Source organism: Schaalia turicensis (assembly GCF_019380255.1).
Lineage (GTDB): Bacteria > Actinomycetota > Actinomycetes > Actinomycetales > Actinomycetaceae > Pauljensenia > Pauljensenia turicensis_A.
On record NZ_CP048928.1, the window covers coordinates 331576 to 347962 of the forward strand.

At 59.8% G+C, this 16387-nt stretch carries 12 protein-coding genes, 1 tRNA gene and 3 pseudogenes; 2 read left to right on the forward strand and 14 right to left on the reverse strand.

From position 1 onward, the window contains the following. Positions 1–158: 158 nt before the first annotated feature. From G5S47_RS01475 to G5S47_RS08470, 3 genes and pseudogenes are all read right to left on the reverse strand, one after another. Complete coding sequence (locus G5S47_RS01475; RefSeq protein WP_179370192.1) at positions 159–1565, reverse strand: restriction endonuclease subunit S; 1407 nt, start codon at positions 1563–1565, stop codon at positions 159–161. Next, positions 1562–2149 (reverse strand): annotated as a pseudogene (locus G5S47_RS08465) (HsdM family class I SAM-dependent methyltransferase); the annotation flags it as partial. The pseudogene G5S47_RS08465 and the gene G5S47_RS01475, both read right to left, overlap by 4 nt. Continuing rightward, positions 2139–2678, reverse strand: a complete 540-nt coding sequence (locus tag G5S47_RS08470; RefSeq protein ID WP_257878502.1) for an HsdM family class I SAM-dependent methyltransferase — start codon at positions 2676–2678, stop codon at positions 2139–2141. The pseudogene G5S47_RS08465 and the gene G5S47_RS08470, both read right to left, overlap by 11 nt. A gap of 136 nt (positions 2679–2814) precedes the next feature. Here G5S47_RS08470 and G5S47_RS08675 point away from each other — a divergent pair. Further along, positions 2815–3789, forward strand: a pseudogene (locus G5S47_RS08675) (DUF2800 domain-containing protein). On the opposite strand, the gene G5S47_RS01495 reads toward G5S47_RS08675, so the two are convergent. Together G5S47_RS01495 and G5S47_RS08680 are read right to left on the reverse strand one after the other, a co-directional pair. Then, positions 3743–4228, reverse strand: a complete 486-nt coding sequence (locus G5S47_RS01495) for an ABC transporter permease (protein ID WP_179370193.1) — start codon at positions 4226–4228, stop codon at positions 3743–3745. The pseudogene G5S47_RS08675 and the gene G5S47_RS01495 overlap by 47 nt on opposite strands. 256 nt (positions 4229–4484) lie before the next feature. Further along, entirely contained in the window at positions 4485–4604 is a 120-nt protein-coding gene (locus tag G5S47_RS08680; protein ID WP_179370337.1) for an IS3 family transposase, read from the reverse strand. A 163-nt stretch (positions 4605–4767) separates the two neighbouring features. On the opposite strand from G5S47_RS08680, the gene G5S47_RS01505 reads away from it, so the two are divergent. Next, positions 4768–4841, forward strand: a tRNA-Ile gene (locus G5S47_RS01505). Positions 4842–4980: 139 nt separating this feature from the next. Here the strand turns inward: G5S47_RS01505 and G5S47_RS01510 are convergent. From G5S47_RS01510 to G5S47_RS01550, 9 genes and pseudogenes are all read right to left on the reverse strand, one after another. Continuing rightward, positions 4981–6705 (reverse strand): ABC transporter ATP-binding protein, encoded by a 1725-nt coding sequence (locus tag G5S47_RS01510; protein WP_179370194.1) that lies wholly within the window; start codon positions 6703–6705, stop codon positions 4981–4983. After that, positions 6702–10121 (reverse strand): energy-coupling factor transporter ATPase, encoded by a 3420-nt coding sequence (locus G5S47_RS01515; RefSeq protein WP_218840363.1) that lies wholly within the window; start codon positions 10119–10121, stop codon positions 6702–6704. The genes G5S47_RS01510 and G5S47_RS01515 overlap by 4 nt, the downstream gene beginning before the upstream one ends. Continuing rightward, on the reverse strand, positions 10118–10933 hold the full coding sequence (locus G5S47_RS01520; protein ID WP_179370195.1) for an energy-coupling factor transporter transmembrane component T family protein: 816 nt from the start codon (positions 10931–10933) through the stop codon (positions 10118–10120). The genes G5S47_RS01515 and G5S47_RS01520 overlap by 4 nt, the downstream gene beginning before the upstream one ends. A gap of 81 nt (positions 10934–11014) precedes the next feature. Then, positions 11015–11737, reverse strand: a complete 723-nt coding sequence (locus G5S47_RS01525) for an MptD family putative ECF transporter S component (RefSeq protein ID WP_179370196.1) — start codon at positions 11735–11737, stop codon at positions 11015–11017. 129 nt (positions 11738–11866) lie between these two features. Continuing rightward, on the reverse strand, positions 11867–12421 hold the full coding sequence (locus tag G5S47_RS01530; RefSeq protein ID WP_257878479.1) for a hypothetical protein: 555 nt from the start codon (positions 12419–12421) through the stop codon (positions 11867–11869). Between the two features lie 88 nt (positions 12422–12509). Next, positions 12510–13973, reverse strand: coding sequence for a Na+/H+ antiporter NhaC (gene nhaC, locus G5S47_RS01535; RefSeq protein WP_219585656.1), 1464 nt, complete (start codon positions 13971–13973; stop codon positions 12510–12512). 23 nt (positions 13974–13996) lie between these two features. Further along, the gene (locus G5S47_RS01540; RefSeq protein ID WP_219585657.1) at positions 13997–15184 is read right to left on the reverse strand and encodes a MalY/PatB family protein; all 1188 of its coding nucleotides are present in this window, start codon (positions 15182–15184) and stop codon (positions 13997–13999) included. Beyond that, complete coding sequence (locus G5S47_RS01545) at positions 15184–15852, reverse strand: helix-turn-helix transcriptional regulator (RefSeq protein ID WP_219585658.1); 669 nt, start codon at positions 15850–15852, stop codon at positions 15184–15186. The genes G5S47_RS01540 and G5S47_RS01545 overlap by 1 nt, the downstream gene beginning before the upstream one ends. A 186-nt stretch (positions 15853–16038) precedes the next feature. Next, a pseudogene (locus G5S47_RS01550) lies at positions 16039–16378 on the reverse strand (DEAD/DEAH box helicase); the annotation flags it as partial. Positions 16379–16387 lie beyond the last annotated feature (9 nt).

The following is a 16387-nucleotide window of genomic DNA, read 5'->3' on the forward strand; positions in this document are numbered from 1 at the left end:
GCCAGTAGTCGCTGGCGAGCAGAGTATCTGCGCAACGCCCACCTATACCGCTTCAGGCGGTGCAGTCTGATCTTCGAAACCCGAACTTTGCGTCATCTCAGCTGGTGTGAGGACAAGCTCCTTGAAACAACGAAAGCCCCGGATGTGAACCTTGGTTATCACGACACTAACTCCCCAATGTCTCGCGCCAGGGGTAGCGCTCGGTCGAGCTTGGCAGCAATGCGCTCCTGCTCATCCACAGGCGGTACTGGAACGGGTACTACTTTCAGCTTCTCGACTGAGAGTCCAGGTTGTGCTGTTGCGGTGGCGTACTGATTCAAATTCAGTTGCTCTAATGCTATAGCCGCCCAAGTGGGAGATGTATGCCCGAATGTCTCGACTACTACCGCATGCTCAGTCGCGAAAAAGCGCCCCGAAGCCACATTGATATTGCCGCAAAGAGCGCCTTGACGACCGATGAGCGGGTAGGTTCCATCTCTGTTGTAGTCGGCCACGTAACCCCTGATCCCGTTACCTCCGTAGCACGGGTACTCGCCAACTTCAGAAATGTTGCCAACGGCGACGTTCTTCCCCGCCTGCATGTTGAACACGCGGCCTAGACGCGACCAAATCCAACTATCTGGCAGGTCGAAGGGCTCGTCTTCTTTGTCCACTGGTGGCAGTGGCTTCTGCTTCTTGATTTTGCCCTCCTTTTCGAGTTGTTGGCGTTCAGTTGTGATGGTTTCGAGGAGTTCGGCGGCGGTGCCGTCTTCGGGGTGCTGCTTGGTGAGTTTGCCGCTGATGGCGGCTTGGAGGATCGCGCGTTCGATTGCTTTGGCGAACTCGCGGTCTAGATACTCTCTCTCAAGTTCAGCAAGTTGGTCAATGAGCGGCAGAACCTCGTCAAGCTTGGCGACAATCCGCTCCTGCTCGGCAAGCGGTGGGAGCGGAATCGACACAGTGCCAAAGGTCGCCCCTGAGATTTCCTTGAACGTCGTGCCTGTACCGAGCTTACTGATCATCGGGACACTCGCGAGCAGTGCAAAATACACATACTCGGCTTGCGATGGCATGTGCAGCACGATGGATTTACACTCCTGGTTGGTAGCCAAATCTTGTTCGGCAATTGCCAGGTGACCAATCGGAGCACGACTGGACATAACCACGGAGCGTGCTGGAAGTAAACGGGCACTTGACTCAGAGAGTCCCTTGGCCGTTATAGTCCGTGAGCCGCCGGACACGTATCGCCCGGAGAGTTTGCCGAGATCAGCGGGAGTGATCCAAGGAGTGTCACCACCCCAATAGCTGCTGACAGTCGTCTTCGGTGTCCCGCCCCCGACCACGGAACCAATATTCGCCACTCTTGCCCAAGCCCAGCTCTCAGGCAGAGCAAATGTTTGCTCATCTGCGCTGACAGGTGGAAGTGACTTCTGCTTCTTGAGTTTCTTCGCTTTGACCAGTGCGGCGCGTTCTGCCTTAATCTGTTCAAGGAGTTCTGTGGCGGTGCCGTCTTCTGGGCGTTGGTCTGTGAGTTTGCCGCTGATGGCGGCTTGGAGGATGGCAGCGCGGAGGCGGTCGGCTATCATTCGGTCACCGCCAGGAGCGCTTCGATTTGGGCGATCTTGGCGTCGATTTGCGCGTCGAGTTCGGCTCGTTTGGTCTTGTAATCAGCGATTGTTTCTTCTGGGCTGAGCACGACGGTTGTTTGTTGCGGGAAGCCGCAGAGATCAAGGTTGTAACCGCCCTCGATAAGTTGATCGGCGGTGAACCGTTGGGCCTTGGGGTTGCCGTCTGCGTCTTCGATCTCTCGGCGATCCATCCACCACTCAGCGGCGTCGGCCAGGTGTTCCCTCAGCATTGGTCTGGTCTTGGAGAACGCTTTGTAGCCTTCGGGGAGGTCTACTCGGTAGTACCAGGTCTCCTTGGTTGTACCTGTGTTGTCGAAGAACAGGAGGTTGGTGGCGATTGAGGTGTAGGGCGAGAACACAGAGCCCGGCAGGCGGATGATGGTGTGGAGGTTGAACTCCTTGAGGAGCCGTTCCTTCAGTGCGAGTTTTGCGCCGTCGTTGCCGAAGAGGAACCCGTCGGGCAGCACAACCCCGGCTCTTCCGTGTCGTTTGAGCCGGTAGGTGATGAGCGCGATGAATAGGTCTGCGGTTTCAGAGGAACGGAAGGCTTGCGGAAAGTTCGCTTTGACCGATTCTTGCTCGGTGCCGCCGTAGGGCGGGTTTCATGGTGACGACATCGAACTTCTCGCTGTCTTTGAAGTCGCGCACGTTGCGTTCGAGTGAGTTGCCGTGAATGAACTGGGGCTGGTCGACGTCGTGTAACAGTAGGTTGGTCACGCCAAGTAGGTACGGCATTGGCTTCTTCTCAATGCCGTAAACGCTGGAGCGGTATGCCTCGTGGTCTTCGACGCTTTCGACCTGTTCGTCGAGGTGTTTGAGCGTTGAGGTGAGGAACCCGGCTGTTCCGGCTGCGAAGTCCGCGACGGTCTCTCCGATCCTGGGGTTGATCATTTCGATCATGAAGTCGGTGACCGCGCGCGGCGTGTAGTACTCACCTGAGCTGCCCGCGCTTTGGAGTTCTTTCAGCAAGGTCTCGTAGATCTCGCCGAAAGCATGCCGGTCTGTATAGTCCTCGAAGTCAATCTCGTCGATCAGGTTAACGAGTTGACGGATGAGGATGCCGTCCTTCATGTACTGGTTCGAATCCTCGAACACTGCCCGAACCACGGATTGACTGAGCGGCGTCGATGCGGCAGGTGCGCCCGAGCCGCCGCCTACTGCTCTCGGCGTCGGGTGCGCATCGGTGGCTGAACGCACGCCGTCGGCGGTGCTCGAATCCGGTGAACCCGGCTCCACGTCGGATGCTGCCGAGCAGGGCACCACCGCACACGCCCTGGCGGAGTGGAAGCTCCGCCACGCCCTCCACTGAGCACCGGGCTTCAAACCCGAATAGACCTGGATCGATGACGAGATGGAAACTCTCACGGATGATTATGTCGCTTACGTCCAAGAACACATCTCGTTAGCTGAGGAGGCCTGTGGTGATCCGCAGGTCTTGATTGAGCAACGCCTCGACTTCTCGCACGTCGTGCCGGGAGGGGTCGGCACCGGGGATTGCGTGATCATCGCCGACCCCACCTTGCAGATCATCGATCTCAAATACGGGCAAGGCGTGTTGGCTGAGGCTGAGCGTAATCCGCAGTTGATGCTCTATGCGCTGGGCGCTCTGCACGCGTTCGGGTCACTGTATGACATCGCCGAAGTGGCGGTGACGATCTTCCAGCCCAGGAGTTCGAACGTCTCCACCTGGACGATCACCACCCGCCGAACCGTCCGGCTGCGCAACCTTCGCTTCTCGGTCGAGTCTGGCATCTTGTTCATCACCCTCCCCTCTGGGCGCAGGCTGGCGTATGTGAAGCCGCGTCTGGGTGAGAACCGTTGGGGCGGCACGTCAATCACCTACAGTGGTGTCACCACGGGCAGGAAGTGGGGTCGGTTGGAGACCTACGGAGGGAAACTCGTTGAGAACATCGTGCAAGCCACAGCTCGAGATCTGCTTGTCCACGCGATGGGGTTCGTCGCCCGTGCGGGGCATCGGATTGTCATGCGTGTCCATGATGAGATTGTCATCGACGAACCCATCGGTTCCAGCTTCACCGTGACCCAGGCTGCCAATTCATGTGCGTTTTACCTGGTTGGGCTGCCGGCCTGCCCCTCGCTGCTGACGGGTATGAATGCTCTTATTACCGGAAGGATTAGAGCAAGGATAGGAGCCAGCCATCTAGGACGGCGACGAGGGTGAACAGGAGGGTTCCCCGGGCGAACGCTGCCAGATGTTTACGTGGATTACGGTAAAGCTCGGGGTTGTTCTTCGTGCCGGTGAAACGTATTCGCTTGGAATGTCTCCACCAGAGAAGGTCAATCACCAGCAAATCGAACAGATTCAGTGCCTGCCCTAAAAACAGAACATTCAGAAAGTTGCCGGTAAAGCCTGCTTGTTTTACCGGCAAGCCCGCCAGGAAAAGAACCACGCTGAACACCGGAAGACTGGAAAGGAAAGAGAGCACTGGGGAGGTTTTCTTTCCAGCGTTATCTGTAATCTCAGGCCTGCCGTGTACTGCGTCTTGTGCTTCGCTTGGGTAGGAGGACAAGCTCCGAGCATTCTTTACGTCCGTGCCAGTACCTAGGAAGCACGTCAGCCAAAACACTAGGCATAACACCATGGCTTCGACGTACAACATTCCCGCTCCTCCTAGTGTTTTGTGCTACAGCACGCAGGCTAAAAACCAATCACGCTGCTTTCCCATTATCAGGCAACCCCGCCAATGAAATATGACGACTTCTCGTCCACCCGTCCGGATTCGCCGGCGCTCGGGGCGTATGTGCGAGAGCCCCAAAGCTCAGTGACCACAGACCTGAACTAGCCCCCGAAAGTTGGACTGGTTTAATTCTAGGTGGTTAGGCTCTCAAGGGTCTGATTCCGATATTGCATCGGGGTCAGGCCCTTGAATCATTTTGAAGCCGGGTGTTGTTGTACCAGAAGATGTAATCATCTACGGCCCGGTAAAGCTCATCAACACTGACGTAAGGGGGGGCGTCCAGGAGGCCAGCCGGAATCCGGCAGTGAACTGGTGCGAGCGGAAGTGCGTGGCCTCGTCAATGAGAGAAACGCGGACTTCATAGCGAAACTCGTTCCCGGGCGAGGGATGCAAGTGAAAGCGCCGAGCCGCGCGAGCGGGCGTGAACTGAAGGCGGCATCTTGAGATGGTAGCCTTTAAGAGCCCCAATAGCTCAGTCGGTCAGAGCAACGGACTCATAATCCGTCGGTCGTCGGTTCAAGCCCGACTTGGGGCACTGCTTCAATAAACTCAGGTGCCTGATCCGAAAGGGTCGGGTGCTTTGCTTTTTCGATGGCTTCAGCTGGAACAAGCACTTCGACAGGAACATCCAAGAAGCCGGCTACGCACGCCAAAAGGGGAGTGGACCCCCGCCCTTATCGGACCTTCCAGTCTTGCGCTTGCTGGCGATCCGACCAGAAACTGCGATAGCGCCCCTCTTGGGCGAGTAGTGCCTTGTGGGTTCCCAGTTGCGTGATGTGCCCGTCTTCGAGCATGGCGATCTGGTCAGCCTCAGCGATAGTCGACAAGCGATGCGCAATCACGATGACGGTCTTGTCCTTGGCCAGTGAATGCATGGCGTCCACAATCGCTGCCTCGTTCTCAGCATCGAGTGCCGCGGTGGCCTCGTCGAAGAGGACGATCGGCGCATTCTTGAGTAACGCACGCGCAATTGACACGCGCTGACGTTCGCCACCAGATAGTCGTCCACCACCTTCGCCGACGCGGGTTTCCCACCCATCTTCGAGGTGCTCCGCAACCTCGTCGAGCCGGGCGATGCGTGCTGCTCGGCGCACATCTTGGTCGCTGGCGTCCGGCTGTCCGAAGCGGATATTGTCCTCGATCGTGCCGTCAAACAGGTACACGTCTTGGAAGACCAGCGACACCATCGACAGCAAGTCGTCGACTGCCATGTCTCGAACGTCGACGCCACCGATTCGGACGGAGCCTTCTGTGACGTCCCAGAAGCGAGCGATCAGCCTGGTCAACGTCGTTTTGCCGGAACCGGACGGGCCGACAAGCGCGGTCATCTGTCCGGCTGGACACTCCAAGGTGACATCGTTGATGATCTGGCGCGTGCCATCGTAGGAGAAATGCACGTGGTCGAAGGAAATCGAGGCGTCCGCGGGGTTCTTCGGTGAATCTGTCTCCGGCAGTGGGGAGGTGGCGAGGATCTTCTCGGACGCATTGATCGCGTTCTGGCAGACGTTGAAGGACATGGCTTGGCTACCTGCCTTCAGGAGCGCGTCGACCGATCGCAGGGCTAAAACGATGACGAACAGGTACTCAACCGCGGTTAGCGTTCCATAGGCAAGAAGCGCGGTCGTGCACAGGAATGTCAGGCCGAATGACAGGTACACCAACAGGGTGTACATGGTCATCGGCTTCTGGGTCTGATTGAGAGTGCGAACCGTTGTTTCGTGGTCGCGTTGAATGTCGTCTTCGAGAGCTTTCCAACCGGTTTGAGCCGTGCCCGTTGCGCGCAGGATCGGCTGAGCATGAACGAATTCGAGCATTCGGCTAGCCAGCTGTGCGTTCGACTTTTCTTCTTCAGCGTGTCCGGTTCCGGCTGCTTCGCCCATCTTCTGCGCCCACGTGTACAGCAGTGGCATTGTGATCACGTAGGCGATGAAAATTCGCCAATCGACATATACGTAGAGCAGGGCAATGCACGCGGGGATGGTCATTGCGGTGATCAGTTGTTTTAAGAAAATGCCGGGTAGGTTCATGATCATCTGCAGGTCGCGTTCCAAAAGGGACGCGAGTTCGCCGGCTCGCCCAGCGGTGAACCAGCCGAGAGGGAGCTTCACAACGTGGTCGCCCAAACGTTCTTGGATCGATCGCAAAACGATGACGTCGCCGATCATGTACCCGTGCGTTTCCGCGAAATAGTTCGCAAGCGCGCAGACGACGCCGAGCCCGACGGCAACCATCGACCACGTGAACGCTGTGTGTCCGTCGCCATCAAAAAGGGCGTGAAGCAAGGGGAGGAGGGATGTGTAGACGGCTCCCTCGAGCACTCCGCAGATCGCGAAGTAGACGGCCTGAGCTTTGACTCCAGTCGAGCGGCCAGCGAGCTTATCAATCTTGTTGACGATCATTGCGCGCCTTCCTGCGAATCGTGAGCGAGTGCCGGTGTGGGATTCGTGGTGTATTCAGGGGTAGCGGGTGTGTGCCTATTGGGATTGACGAGGCTCCCCACGAAGTCTTCTTTTTCGTCGCGACCATGGAATGCCTGGACTTGTTGCGTGTTCCAGAGCTGCGCATACCGGCCATTGGCGGCCAAGAGCTTATCGTGCTGGCCGGCCTCGAGCACGCGACCGTCTTCGAGGACGAGCGTCATGTCCGCTCCGGAAACCGTGTTGAGCCGGTGCGCGATGACGATGGTCGTGCGACCGTGCGACAGGTGATTCAGAGCAGTCTGGATCGCAGTTTCGTTTTCGGGGTCGGTGTGTGCGGTGGCCTCGTCGAGGACCAGAATCGGCGCATTCTGCAGAATTGCGCGGGCGATGGCAATCCTCTGAGCTTCGCCTCCCGACAGGTTGCAGTCGGCTGAGCCGATGACGGAATCGTAGCCAGCGGGGAATTCGCAGATGCGATCGTGGATTTGTGCCGCGCGTGTGGCTTCGATCATCTGCTCGTCCGTGGCGGAAGGGCAGGCGAGTTTGATGTTGTCACGAATGGGGAGTGACAGCATCATGGCCTCTTGGAAAACGATGGCTACCTGCGACAACAGGGACTGTGTGGAGATATTCCGCAGGTCGTGTCCGCCAAGGCTGACGCTCCCGCTGGTCGGATCCCAGAAGCGTGGGATCAAGCGCGCGAATGTTGTCTTGCCACTGCCCGAATCGCCAACCAGTGCGCAGACGCTCCCGGCTTCGATGTGCGCGTCTACGTGGTCGAGCGCGAACTTTCCGTCCTGCGTGTAGGCGAACGAGGCGTCGTCGAACGCGATATCCACGTCAGTCGCTGGCAGAGGCTCTGGCTTGTCGGGTTCAGGTAGCTGGTCGGTGGAAAGTACCTGCCCGATGTGTTCGAGATTGTGCAATGCCGTCTGCAAGAATCCCATGGACGATGCCACGGTCACCAGGCCCGACGGGATTGAGGGCCCTAAGACAAGGAAGGGGACAGCGGACGCGAAGTCGAACCAGCCCTTCGAGATGAAGAGGCTGGAGCCCAGGCCGAGGCACGCCAGGACCGTGCCCGGCGAGATGAATGCGCTGAGCATCGAGAACGGTCCGGCAGTTAGTTTCGTCCACTCGAAGGTGACTTCCGTCAGGCGTTCGACCGCCTCGCGATAGCGTGAACCGGCTTTGCGTGTGCTACCGAAGGTCTTCACAACTTCGATGCCCTCAGCGATTTCGACGATCGACGAAGAAAGCTCGATCTTTGCGGCGTTGTATTGCTCGGACAGCGTCGCGTAGTCGCGGGACATGAACATCCCTGAAATGCCGATGAAGACGATGATGTAGGCAAGGAATGCCAGTGCCATTCGCCAGTCGGCAATAAACAGGATGACCAATGGGATTAGTGGGGAAAGGACCGCGCGCACGATCTCGGTGGGAGCATGCCCGATGGTCTGGTGCATACCTAGAACATCGTCGGAAACAGCCTGCGTCGCCTCCGAAGAACTGCGGTCATTGAACCAACCGAGCGGTAGCTTCGAGAAGTGATCGATCAAAATGTGGCGGGCATGGACTCTGAAATCAGCATCCGCAACGTGGCAGACGCCAGTGCCTGCGCCGAACAACATACGGTCGACGGCAGCGCACACGATGGCAACCACGGACATGATGACCAGAGTCGACGCTGGTGGCAGTTGGCCACGTAACGCGTCCTGCGCAATGAGGATCGCGATGACATACGGCACGAAGCCGACGGCAACTGACAAAGCGGACATGACCATGCCACGGATAATCATTCCGTGTGCCGGCTTCGTCAGTCGAAGATACAGCTCTTTCAAGCCAGCGGTCTTTTCTTTCTTCGCCTGGGGGTCATCTTTCGCCGAGGGGCCATTGAGGCTGTCCGTGGAACCATCTGCCTTCATGGACTGTCCTTCTTTCATGTTGAGGACGTAGGAGTGCGTGCAACAACGGCGCAGGAACTCGTTGTCGTGTGTGACGACGATGATCGCTTTGCCTGCCTCGGCCGCGCATTCGAGGGCGCGCGACACGAGCTCCATATTGAGAGCGTCAAGCCCGCTTGTTGGTTCGTCGAGGACCAGAACGGGTCGGTCGGACATGATTGCGCAGGCGATGGACAGTCGCTGTTTTTGTCCGCCCGACAGGGTTACGGGGTGCTGCTTGCGCATCTCCCACAGGCCAAGGTTGCGCAGGACTGAGCGCGCTTTCTCTTTATGCTCCTCGTCAGTGCGCACTTGAAGCATAATTTCTTCTTCGACGCTGGGGGTGAAGAATTCCGCTTTGACGTCGTTGGGGCTGAACCAGACACGCCGGAGGAGATCGCGTCGTTTGCAGGCTTTTCCGTTGACGATAACACTGCCCCCGGACGCTTTCTTCAAGCCCGCCAAAATGCGTGCAAGGGTCGTCTTGCCAGCCCCGTTATCACCGGTCAGAGCAACAATCATTCCCTCGTTGGCGCTGAATGACACGTTGGTGAAGATACTGCGTGAACCGTAGGCAGCACCGAGTTCGCGGATCTGAAGCGTCGGCTGATTCCAGGCTTGCGAAGTGGAGTCGTGCGCCGACGTGCCCGTTGGGTGCTGGTGAGGTCGGGGGAGGGTGGGACGTGAGGTCCAGCGTGGATCGCGGAGCCCCCACTCAAGGCGGATTTCCTCTGGAAGGTCCATTACCTGGTTATGCGTCAGCTCGCGCTCAATTCGGCCACCACGCACCAGCAGGAAACGGTCAGCGACGTCCATCAGATATGCCAGGCGATGCTCGGCGATGACCATCGCGAAGCCCTGCTGCTTCAACTTTTTGAGGGTGCGCCCGAGGTGTGCCGACGCGTCCTCGTCCAAGTTGGACGATGGCTCATCCATGGCGAGCAAAGAGGGACGAGGTCCCAGTGCGGACGCGATAGCGACCTTCTGCTTTTGCCCTGATGAAAGTGAATCGTTCGGGATGGAACGCAGGTTATCCAAAGAGAAAGAAGAGATTGCCTGGTCGGTAAGGGACACGACGCGTTCGTGGCCGTAGCCTAGGTTCTCGCAGGTAAAAGCTATTTCTCCTGCTAATTGGCTAGAGAAGAATTGCGATGACGGGTCCTGGAAAACACTGCCGACTTTTTCGGCTCGCTCCCACTGAGCAAGGCTCGCTGCATCTTGATCGCCCAAAGACACGCTACCGGTAGTTGTTCCCTTATAGAAACCGCCGGCAAGCCCGTTAATCAGGCGGATCAGAGTGGTTTTCCCGCCACCCGAAGGGCCACATAACACCACACACTCACCGGCATTGACGCTGAAGGTGGCCTCGTGAATTGTTTGCGGAGCATCCTTGTATGAGAACGAAACTCCGCGTAAGCACGCCAGGGGCACATCGACGCTGGTCGGGTTCATGCGACGAGGCCGTTCGCGTAGTAAACGGAGGCGCAGACGATGCCAGCGATGACGACGCAGACAACGTCTTTCGTGCGCACTGGAATGTTGTAGTAGCTGGTGCGCGCGTGAGGGGCCTCGGCCGCGCGCGTGACTGCCGACGACGACAACTGATCAGCGGAATCAACCAGAGCAAGCAGAGATGGAACCATGACGTATTCGTAGGTGTCGAGCGGATTGGTGATCATCTGGGTGGGGCGACTGAGGCCTCGTTTGCGCAGAGCGTCGCGAAGCAGGCGCCAGCTGGCCGTGAAAGTCGGGAAGAATCGCAGAAACACCAGTACGCCCAGAATGATCTTCTTTGGGCAGTGGATGCGGGCGAGCGAGGCGCTGATCATCCCGGGTGGCGTCATGAAGACAATCCACGCTGCTGCCAGAACGGGGAACGTGTTCCACGCTTGGTAGATCTGAATGGGGGACAGGAAGACTGGGCGCATCCCGTACGCCATGTACCCCACGTAAATCGGACCGAGGACCGCCAAGTAGATCAGCATACTGAAAGCGGCGCGCGCCTGGCGGGCAACGATCATGTAGACCAGCGACGCGAGGCTCAATGCGAGCATCGGGAACAGTTTCAGATCGCAATCCGCCGTGACCATGACAAGCGCCAAGACGATCACTTCCGTTGCCACGGTGAACCCGGGGAAGTGGGACTCGTACGTGGGGCGGGCGTCGGCGGGTTTGGCCTGTGTACTCGCGCCTTCGAGTGTCGGCGTGGAGGCTGGCGTGGGGGTAGTGGACGCGGTCGGCTCGGATGTCAGGATGGGGCTCATCGGGCTTACGGTGTGGGGTTGCAGTGAAGGTTTGAGCGCGGATTTACAACGCAGGTTGAGGCGCAGATTGACAACGCAGATTTACAGTGCGCCGGCGCGCGAGAAATGCTTCGCCATCAGCTTCCGGCCGATCAAACTGCCCAGGAAGCCGGCGATCATCGTCGCGATGAAGATGCCGAAAACCCACGCGGGGTTGGAGTAGTACTTCAGGAACGTGTCGACCCATTCTTGGGTGAAGCCACGGGCTGCGACTACGTCGTCGATGTACTTCTGCAGATTGCCCATGAAGGGGATCATCGTTGACAGCAGGTACAGGCCGGAGAAAACGGTCCATGTGGCGGTGATCCACCAGGAGTTCTGGCGATGTTCAGGAGTGCGCAGGAAGATCAGGTCCAGGATGATGCCACCAACGACATAGAAGGGTATCAGGTACAGGTAGTTTCCGAGGACGGTGAAGAGGATCGACGCGATCGTCGTGAAAATGAAGGTTGTGCCGAGGCGGTTGACGCGCAGGGTCATCAGCATGAAGACGGGGGCGGCAAGGAAAACGCCGAGGCCACCGGATGCAAGCATCTGCAGATCCAAGCCGAACATTGTGAGTGATGCGCCGATGAACATGACGATGACGGTCAGGGCGCTCAGCAGGATTGCGGTCACGACTTCGCGGACTCCCCATTCCTTCAGGGGGTTGGTCTTTGGAGGCTGAGGCGCGGTGGCCTGCTGAGCTGTGGGGAGGTCTGCGGTCTTGTGTGCGTCTGCGTCTAGGGTGACGGTCTGGTCTGTCGTTGCTGTCTGATTCTCCATATTCGGACTCCATTATCTAAGTTAGGTAGAGCTAATAAAGATTAATGATACTACCTTCAGAACTTGGGGTGAGCGGGTGGAGTGGGCGGGTGGAGTGGGCGAGGGTGAACTGTGCTCAGCTATTGTCGGTCAGTGCGTAAGGCGATAGTGTGAAATTGTCGTACGAAAGAGGTTCGTATGTCGTCGGTGACTGTTCGAGTGAGTGCGCTGCTCGGGCCCATCGAATGAAGGTGGAGTCGGGTGGGCTGCGAGGATGTGGATGATCGTGCCGTCGATATCGATGGGGAGATCAGCGTGTGTCTTTGAGGACAACGAGAGGTGGGCGATCTGCTCATCGGAGTACCACTGTGTTGCGTCCGGATTGGTTGACAGGAGCGCTCTGGGCATGTTCTTCCGCAGGAAGTGTTGGAAGGTGCGGATCGTGTCGGTCTTGATCGGGTATTTCGAGTAGACGATGAAACCGTATTGGCCGGGGAACTTTCCGAACCCCCAGGCGTCTGACGGCCCGTCCGTCTTTCCGTCGTGGTTAAGATCGCGCTCGCTGGCAACGCCGGTGTTTACAGGGCCTGGCCAGGCGTAAGGATAGGTGACGGGCGTGGCATCGTTGTGAGCGACCTCGAGGTAGTTCGTGCGGAACAGGTCGACCGCCCTGCCATCAGCCGCGTATCGACGCGAGAGGCTCAAACGCCGACGAGCGGAGCCCGAAACCGAAGCTCCGGACCCCGCTCGATTGCGCAACTCCCGTCCACGAGGAGTGGCGTGTGATGGAGGCTCAGGCCTCCTGGAGAGCTGCCTTCTCTTCCTCGCTCAGGCGCGCGATGCCGATGCCGGTCGCGCCCCACAGGAGGGCGAAGCCGATGGCGATCCAGTTGCACACCGCCCACGGCAGGTACGAGAGCGTCGCGACGCCGAGCGTGCCCGCCATGTAGGCGCCAGCAGACGTCCAGGGGAGGATCGGCTCCCACAGGGTCGCCGAGTCCTCGATCGTGCGCGAGAGGTTCTTCGGGTCGAGGCCGCGCTTCACGTACTCGCCGCGGAGCATCTCGCCCGGGATGAGGAGGGAGACCTGGCCGTTCGAGGTGATGCCGATCGTCGCGAGGCCCGTCGCGATCGTCGCCGCGATGAGGCCGAAGGTCGAGCGCACCGGCTTGAGGAGCTTCGAGATGAGGACGTCGAGCGAACCGGAGACCGAGACGACGCCGGCGAAGGTGATCGCGCAGAAGCAGATGAGCAGGACCGACATCATCGAGTTCATGCCGCCGCGGTTGAGGAGGCGCGTGACGTCCTCGATGACGTTCTCGGCGTCGAAGCCGGTCTTGCCGACCATTTCGACGTTGAAGCCGTTGACGCCTGCGACGACCGTGTCCTTGAAGGAGATGCCCTGGAAGACCACGGCGTTGAACATCGCGACCGCGCTGGACACGAGGATCACGGGGATCGTCGGCTTCTTCCACATCGAACCGCCCAGGACGATGATCACCGGCAGCAGGAGCAGGAGGTTCCAGTTGAATGCCGAATCGAGGGTGCCGAGGATCGTGCCGACCTTCTCGGGGACCTGGCCACCGGACAAGCCGAGGCCGAAGAGGAGGTAGACGACGGCCGCCGTGAGGAAGGAGGGGAGGGTCGTCCACAGGAGGTGGCGGATGTGCGTGAAGAGGTTGACGCCGGTCGCCATCGAAGCGATGTTCGTCGTGTCCGACAGGGGGGAGAGCTTGTCTCCGAAGTAGGCGCCCGACACGACTGCGCCGGCGACCATCGGGAGGTTCGCATCCATGCCGACCGCGACGCCCATGAAGGCGACGCCGACTGTGCCCGCGGAGCCCCAGGAGGTGCCCGTGCACAGGGAGACGATCGCGGTGACGACGAGGGCGATGACCGCGAGGTACTGCGGGTCGATGATCTTCAGGCCGTAGTAGATGAGCATCGGGATCGTGCCGCCCGCCATCCACGTGCCGATGAGGAGGCCGACCGAGATGAGGATGAGGATCGCGGGCATCGTCTTCGCGATCTTCTCCGCGACCGAGTCCATGATCTCGTTCCATGAGTACCCGAGACGCCAGGCGACCAGGCCAGCGACGACAGCCGAGGCGATGAGGAGGGGCTCGACCGGGAGTTCAGCGAAGATGTAGCCACCTCCCAACAGGACGATCAGCGTGATGACCGGGACTGCAGCGAGGAGCAGGCTCGGAGTCCTGCGCTCGGCCTTCGCCGGGGCGGTGGGGGTTGTAGGAGACATCGTTGTCCTTTCGATATGGGTCGTCAGTTCCTCGTGAGCGCCCCGGCGAGCCGGGTGATCCCCTCGAGGAGTTCTTGACGGGGGAGTGCTGTGTTGATACGGAAGAATCGATCGTATGCGGGACCGAAATCGGGTCCCGGGCTGACCGTGACGGAGGCGGCGTGCTCGGCGCGCACGAGGTCAGCTTCGGAGCCGATGTACGCGGAGGCGTCGATCCACAGGAGATAGGTGCCGTCCGGGTCCGAAACCCTCGCCTCCGGCAGGAGGCGCGCGAGGAGGGACCTCGCGGCTTCGAGGTTGGCGTCGATCTCCTTCGCGAGGGCGTCGACCCACGCGTCGCCCTTCGTCCACGCGGCGATGGCCGCGGGGATGGCGAAGTAATTCGGGTTGTGCAGACCCATGCGCCTCTTCGCCGCCTCGAGCTCGGCGCCGAGGGGCCCGTGGACGCAGATCGCCGTCGCTTCGAGGCCCGCGATGTTGAAGGTCTTGCCGGGAGAGGCGCAGTGGACGATCCGTCCGCTCATCCACAGGTCCTTCGCGACGCTGGCGAGGGCCGAATAGCGCTGCCCGCCGGGGCGCTCGAAGTCGCAGTGAATGTCGTCGGAGAGGACGAGGGCGCGGCATTCGCGCAGCAGCTCGGCGAGTCGGCACTGCTCATCGACGCTCCAGATCCTGCCCGTCGGATTGTGGGGGTTCGTCCACAGCAACAGGTCCGCGTCGGCGAGCGCCTCCTCGAGGGCCTCCCAGTCGATCGAGGCGGAGGCCGCGGTGTCGCGCATGGGCACGCGGACGAGATCGGTGCCTGCGCGTTCGCACACCTCGAGGAGGGGCGAGTAGGCCGGATCGAGCGTGACGACGCGGACCGGTCGATCGTCTCGCGGCAGGACGTGATCGACGAGGGCCGCGACGCACTGGACGACTCGGGGGAAGAAGTGGACGTCCTCGACCTCGCAGGACCATCCGTGGCGGCGGGTCATCCACGCGGTCGCGGCCTCGGCGAAGTCGTCGAAGACCTCGGTGTAGCCGTAGGCGCCGAGGGCGGCGGCGTCGGCGATCGCCTCTCGGACCTCGGGGCAGGAGACGAACTCCATGTCCGCGACGGACAGGGCGATCGCGTTCTCGCCGAGGTCCTTGGCGAGCAGATCCCATTTCGCCGAATGCGTGCCCCAGCGCGACAGGTGCCGGCTGAAGTCCTCGTCAGTAGCGGTCATCATTCCCCCTCGGTCTCGTTAAGGTAGTTGTAAATGGAGAATCGCGTGCAGTGGAGGGCTTCGGCGGCCATTTCCGCTGCATCCCGCAGGAGGAAGAAGCCCCTCGCTTTGAGGAGTCGGACGACCTCGACCTTGTGTTCCTTTCTCATCTCGTCGACGGGAACCCCCGACTCTGCAACGGCTCGTGAGAGGAGGAGCGTCGCGAGTTCGTCGACGTCTCTAACGAAGACTTCGGTCGTCGCCTGCTCCTCTTCGGCGGAAGTTGGGAGCGAGAGGCCCGCGAGCGCGCCCGTGAGGGAATGAAGGATCTCCCAGCTGGAGATGTCGCGGTTGATGCACAGGGCGGCGACGGGCTGGTTGGTCGAGTCGCGGATGATGGCGGTTGTTGAGAGAAGCTCCTTACCGCTCGGAGACGTTGTCCGGTATCCGATGCTGGTGCGCAGATTTCCGGAGGCGACGGCGTCAAGGAGCTTGTCGGTCGCCGGATCGCCGATCGATCGACCGGTGACATCGCCGCCAATCGCGACGATTGAATTCGGGAGCCGAGTGAGATCGTGAACGATGATCTCGGCGGGTCCGACAAGTGTTGCTTTCATTGGTTCAACCAGCTGTTGAAGGGTGGAGATAATCTGATCGTGCTCGTTTAGCTTCGACGGTGAAGCAGTCATGCAGAACCTCCGGCTTTGACGCTTTAATCGTTTATCTTAGTGACTCAATAGGTTCGCGTCAACAAACTGTTGAAAAAATTGTGTCTGCGCTTCGTCGCCCAGCCCTCTTATTGCCTTGTCACCTCCCCGGTTTTATGCGGTGTGCAGACAGGAAGGGGTGTAATTCTGCGCAAAAACTTGACAGCGGGGCAGGGTGAGCGCCTGGATCGGGAAAGGATGGATGATCCCCTTGTCCTCGAGGGCGTCGACGATCGGGTCGGTGACGCCGAAGTCGGTGAAGGTCTTGTGCTCGAGGTCCTCGTCGCCCGAATCGGTGATGTCCGGAGCGGCCTCCGGCTCGACGGCGACGGGGATGATGTCGCCGAGTCGGACGACTCTGGCGGAGTACTCGACGGGCACCGCTGTGGGGGTCGTCTCGATGGCCTGGTCCTTCTCGGGCGCGGCCGCGTTCTCGTGAGTCGTGTCGGTCACGATCCGCCTTGTTTCCCGGGACTCCCGGTCTCTGCCGGGATGGGTGGCAGCCGATCGCGCATGT

What these genes read in the sequence shown, in the direction of transcription:
- G5S47_RS01475 (WP_179370192.1), bottom strand. Translation starts at nt 1,565, where the DNA reads ATGATAGCCGACCGCCTCCGCGCTGCCATCCTCCAAGCCGCCATCAGC.
- G5S47_RS08470 (WP_257878502.1), bottom strand. Translation starts at nt 2,678, where the DNA reads ATGAAGGACGGCATCCTCATCCGTCAACTCGTTAACCTGATCGACGAG.
- G5S47_RS01495 (WP_179370193.1), bottom strand. Translation starts at nt 4,228, where the DNA reads ATGTTGTACGTCGAAGCCATGGTGTTATGCCTAGTGTTTTGGCTGACG.
- G5S47_RS01510 (WP_179370194.1), bottom strand. Translation starts at nt 6,705, where the DNA reads ATGATCGTCAACAAGATTGATAAGCTCGCTGGCCGCTCGACTGGAGTC.
- G5S47_RS01515 (WP_218840363.1), bottom strand. Translation starts at nt 10,121, where the DNA reads ATGAACCCGACCAGCGTCGATGTGCCCCTGGCGTGCTTACGCGGAGTT.
- G5S47_RS01520 (WP_179370195.1), bottom strand. Translation starts at nt 10,933, where the DNA reads ATGAGCCCCATCCTGACATCCGAGCCGACCGCGTCCACTACCCCCACG.
- G5S47_RS01525 (WP_179370196.1), bottom strand. Translation starts at nt 11,737, where the DNA reads ATGGAGAATCAGACAGCAACGACAGACCAGACCGTCACCCTAGACGCA.
- nhaC (WP_219585656.1), bottom strand. Translation starts at nt 13,973, where the DNA reads ATGTCTCCTACAACCCCCACCGCCCCGGCGAAGGCCGAGCGCAGGACT.
- G5S47_RS01540 (WP_219585657.1), bottom strand. Translation starts at nt 15,184, where the DNA reads ATGACCGCTACTGACGAGGACTTCAGCCGGCACCTGTCGCGCTGGGGC.
- G5S47_RS01545 (WP_219585658.1), bottom strand. Translation starts at nt 15,852, where the DNA reads ATGACTGCTTCACCGTCGAAGCTAAACGAGCACGATCAGATTATCTCC.